Source organism: Myroides sp. C4067 (assembly GCF_038039665.1).
In the GTDB taxonomy this organism is placed as follows: domain Bacteria; phylum Bacteroidota; class Bacteroidia; order Flavobacteriales; family Flavobacteriaceae; genus Flavobacterium; species Flavobacterium odoratimimum.
The window spans coordinates 199,690-216,889 of the sequence record NZ_JBBPHJ010000002.1; the positions used below are offsets into that span (position 1 = coordinate 199,690).

Consider the following 17,200-nt stretch of genomic DNA (forward strand, 5'->3'; position numbering starts at 1 on the left):
AGTCTATCATATTAATCAATAGTATATGACGTATTCTAAGTATTTGGGGAATTTGATTCCTATTCAGTTTGCAAGTTGGAAGTTTGAGAATAAACTACAAATAGCAGATAGCATTTTTATTGATGTTATTTTGGATAACTATTTCTTAAGTGAAAACAATCAGTTAATTAGCCAAGTAGATTTATTTGTTGAACAAGTTCTTTCTAAACAATGGAAGGTTGATTTTGAAAGGTTTACTACCTACTTATATCATCAATTAATACTAAAGAAGGGGTATGCTTTTGATAAACAAAAATATATTTACACTACACCAGTAGAGGGTATATCTCCTCAGCAACTTTGGGATTGTTTAGATGTGGAAATTATCGTTTTATTGGATGAAGATGTAGAAGAATGGTCTATTAAATTTGATGTTTCAGGCTTTGATACCCATTTATCAGTACTGTTTACTGTAGATGGAAATTGGGTTTCACGAGACTTAAATGACAGTAGAACTCCTATAAAGACGGAGTATAAGTCACTCGATTTAGATTTAGAATTTTATTTTAGTGAAGATGTTTATGAATGGGTAAGTACTCGTTTTATATCTTCATTAGTATGGGGAATTCGTCGAGGGTGTCGTATCTCCATACAAGAAGGATTATTTGCAAGAGAAGGGATGGAGGCGAGAATAATAAATTGTATAAAGAAATATGAGCAGAAGAATAAAAATGAGATTTATGTAGCTGTTATGAGCGCTTTGGAGGAATCTTTTAATGTAGCTTGGCAAGACTATAATGAGGAGTATGAAAAGGATTTTGTATTAGAAAAAGCTAATGTGAATAGAGAATTATTATGGCAATTAGTTGCGCCACCTAATAGTGTAAGAATAGTATTAAACGCCAATGAACAACTTGTTTTTATTCACTATAATGATTGTTATTGGGAGGAAGAACATGGAATTCACTTTATATATAATGAACAATTAGATTTTCTTAGGATTGGCTTTGGTAGTGATTATTGGGAAGAAGAATAAAATTCATATAATAAAAAATGCTGACCATGGTCAGCATTTTTTGTTTTCAGTTTATGGTTCCCTGTTTCCAGTTTTCTGTTTCCAGTTTTCTGTTTCCAGTTCTCTGTTTTCTGTTTTCAGTTTATGGTTCCCTGTTCCCAGTTTCCAGTTCCCAGTTTTCTGTTTCCAGTTCTCTGTTCCCTTTATTCAGTTCCCTAAATTATTTAATAATCTGTACTTCGAACATTTTGTCCCAGTTTTTACCTGTTAGGAAGAATGTCTTAGTTTGTGGGTTATAAGCGATACCGTTCATTACATCTCTGTCTTCGTGATATGTAGTTAGGTTTAGTAATTCGTTGAAGTCTATAACAGCTTCGATTGCTCCTGTTTGAGGATTGATTACTGCTACTGCATTCTGTCCATAGAAGTTAGCATATATCTTACCATCTACCCATTCTAATTCATTAGCTAGAGGTATAACATTCTTATCTGTATATACGCTTACTCTGTCTATTTCTTTAAATGTTTCTGGATCTAGTTTATAGATAAACTCAGAACCTGATGTCATATACAGGTGCTTACCATCATTCGTAAGTCCCCATCCTTCCATCTTCTGAAAATAAGGAAGTGTTTTCTCCTGTGCTAATGTTTCTGCATTGAATACATAAGCTTCATTGTTTTGATAAGTTAGTTGGTATAGTTTACCATTTAAGATAGTACACCCCTCACCGAAGATCTCCATTGGTTGTTTGTGAATCTTGATGATTTTACCCGTTTTATAATCTACTTGGCGTACACTAGAGATTCCTTTCTTACCTGTTCCTCTTCCCGTGTTCGTTGTTCCTCCACCTTCGCCATTCCCCGTACTTTCGTATAAAATACCATTGTAGAATTCTAGACCTTGTGTATAGGCTTCTTGATCATGAGGATAAGTGTTTACTAATTTATAGCTGTAAAAAGCAGGTTCTTTAGGAGCTGTTATTTCTATATTCGTAGTGAATTCTTTATTCGAATTCTCAGCATAAGCAACAGCTTTAATCGTTGTTTTACCTAACTTTTGTTCACCTAAGTTTAGATTTAACACCTCGTTTTTGATAGAAGCACCTACTTTTTTGTCGTTGAAGTAATAAATTACAGAGTCTACTTGCGCATTTTCGGTAGTTTTTAGACTCAGTTTTATGTCTTCATTTCCCTTATATAGCTGTTTTAGATGAGTAGTATCAATAGATAAAACATTTTTTTCTAAATTTTTTTTGTTTGAACAGCTTATAAAAGCTACTCCTAATGCTAACGGAACTAGAATGTTATATTTTTTCATTGTCATTTTTTAATTTGATACAATATACAAATCTAATGCGAATAGTTGAAAAAGCTTGGAAAAATAAAAAACCGTTGTATATTTGCAGTGGCAAGTCCTACACGACCAGCTCCCTCTTAATCCTCCAGGGTGGGAACGCAGCAAAGGTCCGAGGTTGTAGCGGTGCGATGTAGGTAGCTTGCCATTTTTTTCTTAATTGTAGATCTCCGTGTTGGAGATTTTTTTTGCCCTAAAGTTTTTTCCTTTTCCTTTGAATATCATTGTTGGAGAGGTACGATTTTTGTTATTTTTGTATAAAAAATTTGTTTTGAAGAAGATAACAATTAAAATAGGTAAGGTACTGGGCTGGTTCTTACTTAGTTTATTTCTAATATTACTACTTCTTATCGTTGCGATACAGATACCTGCTGTCCAGAATAAGGTGAAGGATTTTGCAATCACCTTTGTACAGGATAAGATAGGTACCCCTGTGTCCTTAGATAGGATAGAGATTGCCTTTCCTAAAAAAATAGTAGTTAAGAACCTTTATGTTGAGTCTCAACAGAAGGATACTTTGTTATATACTAATTATCTAGGTGTAGATATTAGCTTATTTGCCCTCCTGAAGAGCTCTGTCAATGTCAATAGTGTTCAGTTAGATGGACTAAAGACAGATGTTAAACGCGATAGTCTAGGACGCTTTAACTTTGATTATATCATCGAAGCCTTCGCTTCAGAGGAAGAGGAGGATAAAGAGGACAGTAGCTCTATGGCTATAGATGTAGGTGAGATAAGCCTTAGCGATATCCAGGTGAAGTATAATGATGATTATGATGGTCATCACGTCTCATTTGGGTTAAAGAGATTTATTACGCGTTTTAAACAATTTGATTTAGAGCAGATGAAATTTGCTATTCCTAAGATTGCGATCGCAGGAATAGACTTAAATTATAAAAAAGAATTGCCTTCTCAGGCTTCTATTGAGGCAGCACAGTTAGTGGTAGAGCCGATAGAGGAAGAGTCAAATACTTCTGTGATGCCTATAGTAGATTTAGGTACTATAGAGTGGACAGATAGTAATATCGTCTTTGAGGATAAGGAGAGCAAGTTATATGCTAATCTTGCATTAGGAGCTTTTAAAACTACATTTGAGCAAATTGATTTAAAGAATCAACAGATTGATTTAAAAGAGATCCGTCTAGATGATACTAAGGCTGTTGTTCATTTATTTCCTACAACGATTAAGGCAACACCACCCGTAACAGAAGAGGAGACTGCTCCTGTAGTGGATGAATCTGCTCCATGGAAGCTAGGGATAAAGGAGTTTGCCCTTAACTCTATTGATGTCAAGTTTGACAACGATAACGTTAAGGCATTGACCTTTGGGTTAGACCCTAATCATATTGCATTTACAGATATTAACTTTGATTTAAAAGATTTTCAGTTTTCGCCTAATGTGATCAGAGGAAATTTAGAAGGTTTTTCTTTTAAAGAAAAGAGTGGATTGCAATTAGATAAGTTCAAAACTTATTTTCTATACGGGGATCAAACTACTTTCATTAAAGACTTCATTTTAGAAACTCCTAATTCTAAATTCAATGCTAATGTAACATTGAATTATAAAGATGTGAATAAGCTGTCAGAGCATCTAGAGGATACTTCTGTGGATGTGTTAATAAAAGAATCTCATTTAGGATTAAGAGACGTATATCTAGCTATGCCTACTGTTTTTGAAGAGGCAGGGTTAACAAGTTTAACGAATAAAGATTTAGCGGTAGATATTAAAGCAAAAGGTATAGTAGGCGATTTGTCTATCGAACAGTTTTTACTAACTGGATTACAATCTACAACGATCAATGTGGTTGGAAATGTAAAAGGAGCAACTACTCCTGAAAAAGCGATAGTAGATTTAAAACTGAATAAATTTCAGACTTCTGCTAAGGATATCTTTAGTATCGCTCCAAAAGGCGTGTTGCCAACGAATATAGAGATTCCTTCGCACTTATCACTATCAGGTAATGTAAAGGGAGGGATGAAGGCGATACAGTCTCAATTAGCCCTTAAAACGACTTCAGGTAATGCAGATGTAAAAGCGTTCTTCGATCAACGCATAAAAGGAAAAGAGAAGTATTCTTTAATAGCCAATATCAATGAACTAAAATTAGGTCAAATCTTAAAGAATGACTCTATTGGTACACTATCGATGTCTGCTTCTGTAAGTGGGATAGGGCTAGACCCAAAGAATATAAACGCAAAAGGAAATATCAATGTTTTAAAAGCAGAGTATAGCGGGTATAGTTATAACAATATTGAAGTAGATGGAGCCATTGAGGATGGGAAATATACTGTTCATTCTATTAACAATGATCCTAATCTAAACTTTGCATTAGATGCTAGTGGGCTGTGGACAGATAAGGGAATTAGCTTAGACTTATTGGCTGATTTTAAAAATATTGATTTATATAAATTAAGTATAGAAGAAGCTCCGGCTAGTTTTAAAGGAACGATAGAAGGGAAACTAGCTAATATTATGCCTGATGATCTGGATGGTACAGTGTCTTTAAAAGGACTGTCCTATATGTCTGCTTCTAGGGCATATAATCTACAACCAATAGAGATCGTTGCGACGAGTAAGGATACTCATAGATCATTAGGACTGACTTCTGAACTAATAGACTTCAATATGCAAGGAGAGTATAAAATCACTCAACTAGCAGATGAATTAATGAAGACAATAGATGTCTATTATGCAATAGAAGAGCCTAAAAAAGAAATTGCTACAAAGACTGTAACTGAACAAAATGGAGCAGAGGAAAAGGAGCAAGATAAAAACTACTTTACGTATAAACTCTTGGTTAAGGAGAGTTCGGTTATTCACTCTGTGGTACCTGATCTAAAAGAATTAAAACCAATAGAGGTGTCAGGTAAGTATGATGCGAGTACTGATTATATCAGTTTAAAAGGCTTGATACCCTTAGTAATCTACGGAGAAAATGAGATTAATAATATTGCCTTAGAATTAAAACCTGTCAATGAAGCATTAACTTATGGGCTGTCTGTAGAAAGAGTGGCGAATGCTAGTGTGGCGCTTAGAAGAGTATCATTAGAAGGGGGAATAAAAGATAATACGATTAGTTATAATCTGAGCTTAAAGGATAAATTAGATGCTGTGTGTTATCTTATCGCTGGAGATGTTCGTGCTGAGAATGGAGATATGATAGCAAGATTATATCCAGATGGTTTTATACTAGATTATCAAAAGTGGGTAGTCAAACCAGAGAATAGATTTGTATTAAAACCGGAAGGGTTTTATGTGAAGGACTTTAAATTATCACATGAGGATAGTGCTTTAGTTATTGAGTCTAAGGACGAAGTAGCCAATAGTCCAATGAGAATATTGTTTAATGATTTTAGTATTGAGATGTTGACTAAGATGGTTAAGAAAGATGTTCTGTTGGCTAGTGGATTTATTGACGGTGAGGTGTATTTAAAAGATTTAGCTACAGACTTTAGATTTATATCAGATATTGACATTTCTAAGTTACAGGTGATGGAGATAGGGTTAGGTGACTTACACGTAGGAGTGAAGAATGAGAGTGCGAGTAAGTTTATAACTGATATTACTTTACAAGGAGGTGAGAATAAGATATCTATAGACGGATGGGCTGATGCTGATACTCAGGAGATGGATATGAATGTGAACTTGGCTAAGTTCCAAATGGCAGCGATAGAGTATTTTGCAAAAGATCAGTTGTCTAAGGCAGAAGGCTTTTTCTCAGGTAATCTAAAAATAGGCGGCAAGTTTACAGATCCTAAAATATTAGGAGCTATGAACTTTAATGATGTTGGATTCCATGTGAATGATTTAAATGCTGATTTTAGAAAGATTAACGAAAAGATTTCTTTTACAAACAGAGGGATAGAATTAGATAAGTTTAGTATCACAGATACAGATGGAAATCTATTAGTGGTAGATGGTCAGGTACTTACTAAGTCATATCAAGATTTTGCTTTTAATCTGAGTATTAAGGCAGTTGATTTTAAAGCAGTGAACTCTACATCTAAAGATAATGAGATGTATTATGGTAAATTGGTTTTTGACAGTGATATAAAGATCAAAGGAGATTTAAACAAGCCTGTTGTTACTGGAGGTATTGAGATAGGTAAGAAAACCGATTTCTCATTTGTATTACCACAAGAAGATCCTAGTATAGCAGATAGAGAAGGTATTGTGGAGTTCGTAGATCAGCACAGCTTACAATTGGCTGAAATGCAGAAGTATGAAGAGGATTTTAACAACTCAGCGTTGAAAGGACTAGATGTTTCTGTTTCGATTAAAGTAGATAAAGAGGCTAGTTTTACGATGATTATGGATAAGTCAAGTGGAGATAAAATTATCTTAAAAGGAGAAGCAGATTTAGTTGGAGGGATTGATCCGTCTGGTAAAGTAACATTGTCTGGAAGATATGAGTTCTCTCAAGGTTCTTATGATTTGTCATTTAACATGATGAAGAGAAAATTCGAAATTCAGAAAGGAAGTTATATTATCTGGGCAGGTGATCCTACAGACGCTAACCTTCACTTAACGGCAATCTATGAGACGAAGACAGCTCCAATAGATCTATTAGGAAATCAGCTAAGCAGTCTATCTCCTACACAACAAAATATGTATAAGCAGAAGATACCATTCCAAGCATTATTAAAGATGGAAGGCGAATTACTGAAGCCTGAAATATCTTTTGATGTACAGTTAAAAGAAGGAATTACAAGTGTATCTGGAGATGTGCTAAGCAATACAAAGACGAAGTTAGAACAGTTAAGACAGAATGAGTCTGAACTAAATAAGCAAGTATTTGCGTTGTTGTTATTAAAAAGGTTTATCGGTGAGAATCCATTTGAGAGTAGCGCAGGAGGAATGAGTGCAGGGTCTATGGCTAGACAGAGTGTGAGTAGATTACTATCAGATCAATTGAATAACTTAGCAGGTAACTTAATCGCAGGTGTAGAACTTAACTTTAACTTAGAATCATCAGAAGATTATTCTTCAGGAAGTAAAGAGAATAGAACAGATTTAAATGTAGCAGTGTCAAAACGCTTATTCTCTGATCGACTAAAAGTAACAGTAGGAAGTAGTTTCGAAGTAGAAGGAAATGCCCGTCAGAATGAACAGGCAGCTAACATAGCAGGAGATATTGAATTAGAATATGCCTTGTCAAAAGATGGTAGATACTTAATGAAAGTGTATAGAAAGAACCGCTATGAAGTAGCTCTTCAAGGACAAATCGTAGAGACAGGAGTCGGGTTTATAATAACGATGAGTTATGAGAGATTCCGCGAATTATTTGAACGTAGTAAAGATAAAAGACAATTAAAAAAGCAATTAAGAGATGAAGCTAAAGCAGAGTAAAATATATAATGGATTAGCGGGATGTCTTGGACTATTATTTATATTCTCATGTAACACAACTCGTCATTTGGCAGAAGATGAGTATCTGTATTCTGGAGGAAAAATAGTGATTAACAGTGATTCATTATCTAAGTCTCAAAAGTCTGAGATGAATGAAGAACTCCATGGTTTGCTACGTCCTATTCCTAATGCGACACTGTTAGGTATGCATCCTAAATTGTTTTTTTATAACCTAGCAGGGGATCCAGAAAAAAGTAATAAAGTGCGTCGATGGATGCGAAACAAGTTAGGTGAACCACCTGTATTATTCGATCAAGTAGATATGGAGAACAATAAGGCTATTCTATCTAATCGATTAGAGAATCAAGGGTACTTCAATGTAGATGTGACTTATGATACACTTCAACCAAGTGATAAGAAGAAAGGAGCAGAGTATACGGTAATCCCTGGTGAGCAATATAAAATACGTGAGTTTACCTTTGCAAAGGATTCTACAGGTATCAAACAAGAGCTGTCTAAAGCGATGCCCTATACAAGATTGAAAAAAGGAAGAGCTTATGACTTAGATGTTATTAAAGATGAACGTACTAGATTTGATAATTATTTAAAAAATAAAGGATATTATTATTTCAGTGCAGATAACTTATTAGTGCAGGTAGATAGTAGTGTAGGACATCATCAGGTCGACTTAGCTTTAAAGATTAAAGAGAATACACCTAAGTTAGCATTAGAGCCTTATACGATAGATAATATTTATATATTTTCTGATTATGTGCTGTCTGATACGAACTATATGCAGGCTCTTGACTCAGCACAAGTATATAAAGATTTTAAAATAGTAGATCCTAAAGGAAAGTTTAAATCGTCTATTTATGATAGAGCGATTCACTTAAAACATGGAGATACCTATAACAGAAATGATCATAACTTATCTTTAAATAGGTTAGTGAGTTTAGGTGTTTTTAAGTTTGTGAAGAATCAGTTCGAGATATCAGATAGTTTAAATCATAAATTAAACGCTTATTACTTCTTAACTCCTGATAATCCTAAGGCTATTAGACTTGAGTTGTTAGGGAAGATGAACTCAGCTAGTTATAATGGAGCAGAGTTAAACTTGAACTGGAGCAATAAGAACTTTATGAAAGGAGCTGAGGTGTTCTCTGTGTCTGCTTATGGTGGGGCAGATTTCCAAATGTCATCGGCTAATAATGGGTATAATGTATATAAGGTAGGTCTTGAAACTAGTCTGACTTGGCCTAAGATTATATCTCCATTTAATCTACAATCGACTAGTGCTTATATCCCTAAGACACGTGCTATTCTTGGGGGAGAATATTTGGAACGTAGCCAATTGTATTCATTGCAGTCTTTTAAAGCTTCTTGGGGATATCTCTGGAAAGAGAGTGCTTTTAGAGAGCATGATTTGAAAGTATTTGATATTAACTATGTAAAACCTGGGCATGTCACAGATTACTATAAGGAGTATGCAGCTGGTAATCCGTCGCTGGAGAGAGTATTAGATAAGCAGCTGACCTTTGGTCCTACTTATACCTATACTTATACAAATACTAGTAAGAAATTTAAAAAAGGGACAATATACTATCGTGGAGGATTAGATCTGTCTGCTAATATCACAGGATTATTAATGGGGGCTAATGTGGATAAGGATAAGGAAAAAAGTTTGATAGGTGTTCCATTTAGTCAATATATAAAAACAGAACACGACTTTAGACATTACCTAAGACTAAGTAAAACTTCACAGTTAGTGAGTAGAATACACGCAGGTATAGGGATAGCTTATGGAAATTCTAAACAAATGCCTTATACAAAGCAGTTTTATGTAGGAGGGTCAAATAGTATTAGAGCGTTTAGAGCACGTACTTTAGGACCAGGTTCATTCAATCCAGAGATTAACAATGCTAAATTTATACCAGATCAATCGGGAGATATGTTGTTAGAAATGAACTTAGAGTACCGAAAAAAACTATTTAGTATTGTACATGGTGCATTGTTTGTTGATGCTGGGAATATCTGGAATCTAAACGATGTATCAGATCGACCTGGAGGTAAGTTCAGTGGTGACTTTTTAAATGAGTTAGCAATTGGAGCAGGAGCAGGATTGCGATTTGATGTTACATTCTTAGTTCTTCGTTTTGATTTTGCATTTCCATTGCGCGTACCATATCATGCATCAGGTGAACGCTGGGTAATAGATGATATCAATTTTGGAAGTAGTAGATGGCGAAAAGATAACCTAATGTTTAACTTCGCTATTGGGTATCCTTTCTAATATGTGTGGAAACAATACACAAAAAACTCCCCATCTTTTCCTATTGTGGAAAGTTGGGGAGTTTTTTTTTAATTCGCATAATGTGTTGAATATAAAATAGATATATGAATAGGTCTTATGCCTATTAGGTTTGGCATGGTTTTGTATATATACTATTACAGTAAGGTGTTATAAAAAAAGTAAAGAAGTTGAAAAACTTCCTGCTTTTGAAAAAGAAAATTTAAGTGTTTATTTAAAAGTTATGTTATCGAGAGATAACAAGTTAGATCGTTAGTAAGGTGAAGAAGAGAAATCTTCAGGTGAACAGGGAGCTTAGGCTCCCTTTTGCTGTTTATATAGGTTAATTTTATATCGTAATTGGGAATGAATAATAAAAAGTATAAATTTGCAAGAAGCACATAAAAAATAAAAATATGAGTCACAAGATTCTGGTTATAGATGATGATGTTCCTTTCTGCGAAATGCTAAAAACTTTTTTATCTAAAAAAGGGTATATAGTTTCGAATGCATTTAGTAGTACAGAAGCAGAACAGTGTATTGATGAAGAGTGCTATGATATTGTCCTTACAGATGTTAGACTACCTGATAGTAATGGTTTAGAATTACTTAAATATATAAAATCAAAATGTAGAACTTCACAAGTTATTTTAATGACAGGATATACTGAAATTAAAACAGCTGTGAATGCAATGAAGTTAGGAGCATTCGATTATGTAGCAAAGCCAATAAACCCAGATGAGATACTGTTGACAATCAAACAAGCTCTCGAAAGAAAAGCAAGTGTGGAAAGTGGTGAGCCTTTAAAATCAAAAACTAAATCTACTGTAGTAAAAGATGTAGAGAATGCAGAAGAGCAAGTGGAAGAGGTAGAGTATGTAAGAGGCGAAAGTAATGTGTCTAAACAATTACATGAATACATTGATCTAGTAGCACCTACTAATATGTCTGTTTTGATTATAGGTGATAGTGGTACAGGTAAAGAAAATATAGCACATTCTATTCACTTAAAAAGCAAGCGTAAGGATAAACCATATATTGCAGTAGATTGTGGTGCAATCCCTAAGGATTTGGCTTCTAGTGAGTTTTTTGGACATATTAAGGGGTCTTTTACAGGAGCTGTTACCGATAAGGTAGGACACTTTGAGGCTGCTAATGGAGGAACTATATTCCTAGATGAGGTAGGTAACTTATCTTATGAGGTACAGGTACAACTATTAAGAGCGCTTCAAGAACGCAAAGTAAAACCTGTGGGAAGTAGTAATGAAATAGATGTAGATATCAGAGTTATCGCTGCAACTAATGAGGATTTGCCAAAGGCTGTAAGAGAAGGAGAATTTAGAGAGGATTTATATCATCGCTTAAATGAGTTTGGTATTGTAGCTCCTAGATTAGCGGATAGAGGTGCAGATATATTGATGTTTGCGATGCATTTCTTAAACGAGTCTAATATTGAACTTGAGAAAAAAGTAAAGAAATTCTCTTCTGAGGTAGAGTGTATCTTTTTAACTTATGATTGGCCAGGAAACTTAAGAGAGATGAAGAATATCATCAAAAGATCAGTTCTTTTAACCCGTGGAGAGATTATAGAAAAAGATGTACTACCACAAGAGATTCTCGTGCCAAAATCAGAAGTGATTAAAGCAAATACAACAAATGAGACAACAGAGGATGATCTCAAGTTGTTCTCTTCTAGAAATGAAGAACAGGCTATTCGTACTGCATTAGAAAAAGTTAAGTTTAATAAAACTAAGGCTGCACAGGTATTGGGAATCGATAGAAAAACATTGTACAATAAAATGAAATTGTATAATATTGAATTATAAAATTTAAAGGTGTTGAAGATAATTCAACACTTTTTTTATTGAATGATAGGGTTAATATAAAGTAGAGATATGCTTAAAGTTTAAGTATATCTCTACTTTTCTTTTTACCTTTGCTTAAATAAGAGAAGTATAGAATATGGATATAAAAACGCTAATACATCATAATTTAGATGAGTTATTTTATTTAGCTGATAAAAAGGAAATTCTAAATACAGACTTGGTCGTGAAGATTGGAGCTTATGTAGGAGCTGCTGTATTAAGAGGGAGATATGCAGATCAGAAAGAAGTTACTTTAGAAGAGGTAAACGGAGTGTTTGGTATTATAGGAGATTTTTGTAAAGAGAGTTTTGGAGGAAGAAGTTTCTCTAAAACACATTTTAAAAAGATGACAACCTTATCTCTTGAATTAATTCAAGAAACAACGTTTGATGCTGATGTTGAAGAATTCATTGCATCACTGAGAAGCTAAGAGAGATCTATGATATAATTTTAAAAGCCTGAGGATAGAAATGTTCACAGGCTTTTTTTATGTTTAGTTTCCAGGTTAGGATAATCTATTTTTATTATCATATAAGATTCGTAATTGATTGGTAGGGTGAGTTTTGAAACTTTTTACTATATTGTAGTAAACCAACTAAAAAACAATCAAATGAAAATAAAAACAATAGAATCAGCAAGTAATGCTCATGCCTATCAACTATTGATAAAAGACTTGCTAGAGAATTCACTTCGTGTGAATCCTAAACATGAAATCGTTTATAAGAACCAAGAGCGCTTTGATTATTATGAACTGTATAGTAGAGTGAAGCAGTTGTGTAATGTATATCGAGAATTAGGTTTAGAAGGAGGGAGTGTTGTAGGCGTTATAGATTATGATAGTCATCGCTACTTAATGAATTATTTTGCAGTTCCTATTTCAGGGAATGTATTGCATACGATTAATTGGCGTTTAGCGCCAGAACAAATGCTTTATACCATTAATCATGCAGAGGATGAGGTATTAGTTGTGCATGAGGATTTTGTACCAATAGTAGAATCGATCAAGGATAAAATGACTACTGTAAAGCAGATTATCATTATTCGCGATCATACTAATGAAGTTAAGACGGTTTTAGATATAAAAGGATACTTTGATGACTTAGTTAATTCTTCTTCGAAAGAGTATAATTTTCCTGGTTTTTCTGAGGAAGCAGTAGCTACTTTATTCTATACAACAGGTACAACAGGAGACCCTAAAGCAGTATATTTCACTCATCGTCAGTTAGTGCTACATACGATGGTAGAGATGAGTGTATTATCTCTGATGAATGAAGGGTTTAAAATTACCTCAAAAGATGTGTATTTACCTTTAACGCCAATGTTCCATGTGCATGCTTGGGGGCTTCCTTATGTAGCGACAGCATTAAGTTTAAAACAAGTGTATGTTGGTAGATTTGAACCACAGAGTTTCTTAGAAATCTTTAGAAAAGAGAAGCCTACGATATCACATTGTGTGCCTACGATATTAAATATGTTATTGACTAGTCCTGCTGCTAGTGATATTGACTTTTCAAATTGGAGTGTATTAATAGGGGGATCGGCATTGAGTAAACCACTAGCAAGAAGAGCAATTGAAAGAGGTATATCAGTAGTAACAGGGTATGGAATGTCCGAAACCTGTCCATTATTAACGACTTCTTATTTATCTTTAGAGACTATTCAAAATAATCTAGAGTCTCAATTAGAGATTAGAACAAGGACAGGTAGAGCTGCATTGTTAGTAGATTTAAAAGTAGTAGATGAGGAAGGAGTAGAAGTACCTAAAGATGGTAAAACATTAGGGGAAATCGTAGTAAGGGCTCCTTATCTTACCATGGGATATTATAAAGATAAAAAGAAGAGTGAGGAACTGTGGGACGGAGGGTATTTGCATACAGGCGATATAGCTTGGATTGATGAGAATAATGATGTGAAAATAGTGGATCGTTCTAAAGATGTGATTAAAACAGGAGGTGAATGGATGTCTTCACTTGCGTTAGAAGAGATGATAAGTAGCTATCCAGGTGTGATAGATACTGCAGTCATCGGAATTCCTGATGATAAATGGGGTGAACGTCCTTTCGCATTAGTTGTAGCAAAAGTGGGAGTTGAGATTGTGGAGAAAGACTTAGTAGAACATATGCAAAAGTATGTTGATAAGCAAGTTATCAATAAATGGGCTATTCCAGATCGCTTTGTCTTTGTAGATGATATACCTAAAACAAGTGTAGGTAAAATCAGTAAGAAACGTATAAGAGAATTACATGAGTTAAACCAATTAAGATAGTTGTTTGGTCAAGTACGAAATTTGCGGTAACTTCCAAGCCGTAAATTAACTAACGTAATATGAAATTAACACCAACAACAAAACCAACAAAAAGATCTAATCCTAGTTATTTCTGGAAACAGTTAGGGTTAGGTCTTTTTGTTTTGGGGAGTTTGACGACCCAAGCACAAAAAAAGCCTTTAGATCATACTGTTTATGATGGATGGCAATCTATTGGAACAAAAACTTTTTCTAATAATGGAGACTGGATCTTATATCAAGTGAATCCACAGGAAGGTGACAAAACTCTATATATAGAGACAACGAAAAAAACTAAAAAACTTGTAGTTCCAAGAGGGGAGAAACCTGTATTTACAGGAACATCTAACTTCTCTGTTTTTTCTATTCGACCTACTTACGCTGATTTAAAGGCAGTAAGAACGAAGAAGAAAAAAGAGGATGAGATAGCAAAAGATTCTTTAGGAATATATAATTTAAAGACAGGAGCTTTAGTAAAGAAATCGGATATTAAGTCTTTTAAAGTACCAGAAAAGAAAGGAGATTACCTAGCATATTTATTAGAGCCAGCTAAAGATACTGCAAAGTCAAAAGACAAAAAAGAGGTAAAGAAACCTGCTAAAAAAGCGGACAAAGATGCTCCTTTAGAATTGGTATTTGAGAACTTAGTAACAGGAGAAAAAATTTCTTATGAGAATGTAACAGATTATTACTTTGATGATCTAGGGCAATATTTAGTTTTTGTTACAAAGGATCCTAATGCAAAGAAAAAGGACGATAAAAAGGACGAGACTAAGACTGAAGAAACTAAGGAAGTAGCAGATACAAAAGAAAAAACTACTAAAGAAGAGAAAGCAAAAGGACCTTTCGGAGTATTTGTAGTTGATTTGAAAACAAAAACAGTCAAAACAATTTTAGAAGGGACAGGTAAGTATTCTCAGTTCTCTTTTGATGACAATGGTAAACAATTAGTATTTATTGGAACGAATGATGATGAGAAGGTATTAGTAAAGAAATATGACTTATACTATACTAATCTTGTGACAGGCGCTACTGTATTAGCATCTAATACAACAAAAGGAATGCCTAAAGATTGGGTTGTTTCAGAAAATAACAAACCTCGTTTTAGTAAGAATGGAGGAAGATTGTATTTAGGTATTGCACCACAACCTATTGCTAAAGACACTACACTTATAGCAGAAGATCATGCAGTAGTAGATATTTGGCATTATAATGAAGACTATATTCAACCTCAACAATTGGTGAATCTAGATAAGGACTTAAAGAGAAGTTTTTTAGCTACTATTAACCTTAAAGATAGGAGTAAACTTATTGCTTTAGCTGATGAAAAAATCAATGGAAGCCAATTAGTAGACGAAGGAAATGCTAATATTGTGTTTAATTCTTCAGACTTTGGACGAAGAGTAGAAAGACAGTGGAATATCTCAGGAGTTTCTTCTTACTACATTGTAGATGTAAATACAGGTAAAGAAGTAGAGGTAGTTGCTGACTTACCAGGTTCAGCTCGTATATCACCAAAAGGGACTGCTGTGGTATACTATAACAGTGAAGAAGGTAATTGGTATGCTTATGATGTGAAATCAAATATTACAAAACATTTAAATAAAGGTTTAACTGTATCTTTTGCAGATGAGACTTTTGATATGCCTGACAATGCTTCTTCTTATGGGATCCAAGCATGGACAGATAACGACGAGTCTGTTTTAATTAGAGACCGTTTTGATATTTGGGAATTTTATTTGAATAGTAATAAAGCTCCTAGAATGGTTACTAATGGATATGGACGTAAGAATAATATTGCTTTTGATGTATTAAAGTTAGATGATGAAAAGCGTTCATTCAACAGAAATGAACAAGTAATCTTAGCAGCATTCAATGAACAAACAAAAGATGCAGGATTCTTTACTACAGAAATAAAAAGTACAAAAGCACCTAAAGAAATATTAATGCAACCATATAGTGGTTATAGTTCTTTGTTTAAAGCGAAGGATGCTAATGTATATGGTTATTTAAAAGGTTCTTTTACAGAGTCAATGAATCTTTATGTTACCAATGATTTAGTATCCGTTACTCAATTAAGTGATATTAATCAACAACAAAAAGAGTACAATTGGGGTACTGCAGAGTTAGTACATTGGACTACGCCTAAAGGGTATGAGTCAACAGGAGTGTTATTCAAACCTGAAGATTTTGATGCAAATAAAAAGTATCCAATGATTGTATACTTCTATGAGAAGTTATCTGATAACTTGCATCGATATGAAGCTCCAGCACCAACACCATCTCGTTTAAATATTTCATATTTTGTAAGTAATGGTTATTTAGTGTTTACTCCAGATGTTAGTTATGTAGATGGACATCCAGGTAAGTCAGCAGAAGAATATATCAATTCAGGAGTAGAGTATTTAAAACAAAATAAATGGGTTAATGCTGATAAAATTGCTATCCAAGGACAAAGTTGGGGAGGATACCAAGTTGCTCATTTAATTACAGTAACAGATATGTACGCAGCTGCATGGTCAGGAGCTCCAGTAGCGAATATGACATCAGCTTATGGAGGGATCCGTTGGCAAAGTGGTATGAGCCGCCAATTTCAATACGAAAAAACACAAAGTAGAATAGGAAAAACACTTTGGGAAGGACATGACTTATATATTGAAAACTCACCATTATTTAGAATGCCATATGTAAAAACACCAGTGGTGATTATGCATAATGATAACGATGGGGCAGTGCCATGGTATCAAGGTATCGAAATGTTTATGGCATTAAGACGTTTAGGAAAACCAGCGTGGATGTTAAACTATAATGGAGATGAGCACAACTTGATGAAACGTCAAAATAGAAAAGATATTCAAGTACGTCAACAACAATTCTTCGATTACTACCTAAAAGATGGTAAAGCACCAGTTTGGATGGTAAAAGGAGTTCCTGCTACAATGAAAGGAAAAGATTGGGGATTTGATCTAACAGAAGATCAGGTAAAATAATCTAAATAGATAAGAACAAAAGAACGGCTATTCTGCACAGAGTAGCCGTTCTTTTGTTATAGTAATTTTCCTAAAA

8 protein-coding genes and 1 other RNA gene are annotated in these 17,200 nt (G+C 34.1%); 8 read left to right on the forward strand and 1 reads right to left on the reverse strand.

Going from position 1 to position 17,200, the window contains the following annotated elements:
- The first annotated feature begins 25 nt into the window (after positions 1-25).
- The gene (locus tag AABL87_RS02180; protein ID WP_006256749.1) at positions 26-1,015 is read left to right on the forward strand and encodes a DUF6985 domain-containing protein; all 990 of its coding nucleotides are present in this window, start codon (positions 26-28) and stop codon (positions 1,013-1,015) included.
- A 199-nt stretch (positions 1,016-1,214) separates the two neighbouring features.
- Here the strand turns inward: AABL87_RS02180 and AABL87_RS02185 are convergent, their stop codons facing one another.
- Entirely contained in the window at positions 1,215-2,312 is a 1,098-nt protein-coding gene (locus tag AABL87_RS02185; RefSeq protein WP_341276887.1) for a glutaminyl-peptide cyclotransferase, read from the reverse strand.
- Between the two features lie 88 nt (positions 2,313-2,400).
- Between AABL87_RS02185 and ffs the strand changes: the two genes are divergently transcribed.
- The 7 genes from ffs (at position 2,401) to AABL87_RS02220 (ending at position 17,124) form a co-directional block, all read left to right on the forward strand.
- Positions 2,401-2,499, forward strand: an RNA gene (gene ffs / locus AABL87_RS02190) — signal recognition particle sRNA small type.
- A 120-nt stretch (positions 2,500-2,619) separates the two neighbouring features.
- Positions 2,620-7,698 (forward strand): translocation/assembly module TamB domain-containing protein, encoded by a 5,079-nt coding sequence (locus tag AABL87_RS02195; protein ID WP_341276888.1) that lies wholly within the window; start codon positions 2,620-2,622, stop codon positions 7,696-7,698.
- A complete protein-coding gene (tamL, locus tag AABL87_RS02200; RefSeq protein WP_341276889.1) occupies positions 7,679-9,988 on the forward strand; it encodes a translocation and assembly module lipoprotein TamL in 2,310 nt (769 codons plus the stop codon). Before AABL87_RS02195 ends, tamL begins: the two co-directional genes overlap by 20 nt.
- A 413-nt stretch (positions 9,989-10,401) precedes the next feature.
- The gene (locus AABL87_RS02205; protein WP_006260828.1) at positions 10,402-11,811 is read left to right on the forward strand and encodes a sigma-54-dependent transcriptional regulator; all 1,410 of its coding nucleotides are present in this window, start codon (positions 10,402-10,404) and stop codon (positions 11,809-11,811) included.
- Between the two features lie 136 nt (positions 11,812-11,947).
- Positions 11,948-12,280 carry a hypothetical protein gene (locus AABL87_RS02210; protein ID WP_006256743.1) on the forward strand — a complete coding sequence of 111 codons (333 nt, stop codon included), beginning with the start codon at positions 11,948-11,950 and terminating at the stop codon, positions 12,278-12,280.
- A 180-nt stretch (positions 12,281-12,460) separates the two neighbouring features.
- Complete coding sequence (locus AABL87_RS02215; RefSeq protein ID WP_341276890.1) at positions 12,461-14,116, forward strand: fatty acid--CoA ligase; 1,656 nt, start codon at positions 12,461-12,463, stop codon at positions 14,114-14,116.
- A 59-nt stretch (positions 14,117-14,175) separates the two neighbouring features.
- Positions 14,176-17,124: a S9 family peptidase gene (locus AABL87_RS02220; protein ID WP_341276891.1), complete on the forward strand. Its 2,949-nt coding sequence runs from the start codon at positions 14,176-14,178 to the stop codon at positions 17,122-17,124.
- Positions 17,125-17,200: the final 76 nt, after the last annotated feature.

Excerpts from the sequence above, each read along its gene's own strand:
- tamL (WP_341276889.1), top strand. The coding sequence starts at position 7,679 with ATGAAGCTAAAGCAGAGTAAAATATATAATGGATTAGCGGGATGTCTT.
- AABL87_RS02210 (WP_006256743.1), top strand. The coding sequence starts at position 11,948 with ATGGATATAAAAACGCTAATACATCATAATTTAGATGAGTTATTTTAT.
- AABL87_RS02215 (WP_341276890.1), top strand. The coding sequence starts at position 12,461 with ATGAAAATAAAAACAATAGAATCAGCAAGTAATGCTCATGCCTATCAA.
- AABL87_RS02185 (WP_341276887.1), bottom strand. The coding sequence starts at position 2,312 with ATGAAAAAATATAACATTCTAGTTCCGTTAGCATTAGGAGTAGCTTTT.
- AABL87_RS02205 (WP_006260828.1), top strand. The coding sequence starts at position 10,402 with ATGAGTCACAAGATTCTGGTTATAGATGATGATGTTCCTTTCTGCGAA.
- AABL87_RS02180 (WP_006256749.1), top strand. The coding sequence starts at position 26 with ATGACGTATTCTAAGTATTTGGGGAATTTGATTCCTATTCAGTTTGCA.
- AABL87_RS02220 (WP_341276891.1), top strand. The coding sequence starts at position 14,176 with ATGAAATTAACACCAACAACAAAACCAACAAAAAGATCTAATCCTAGT.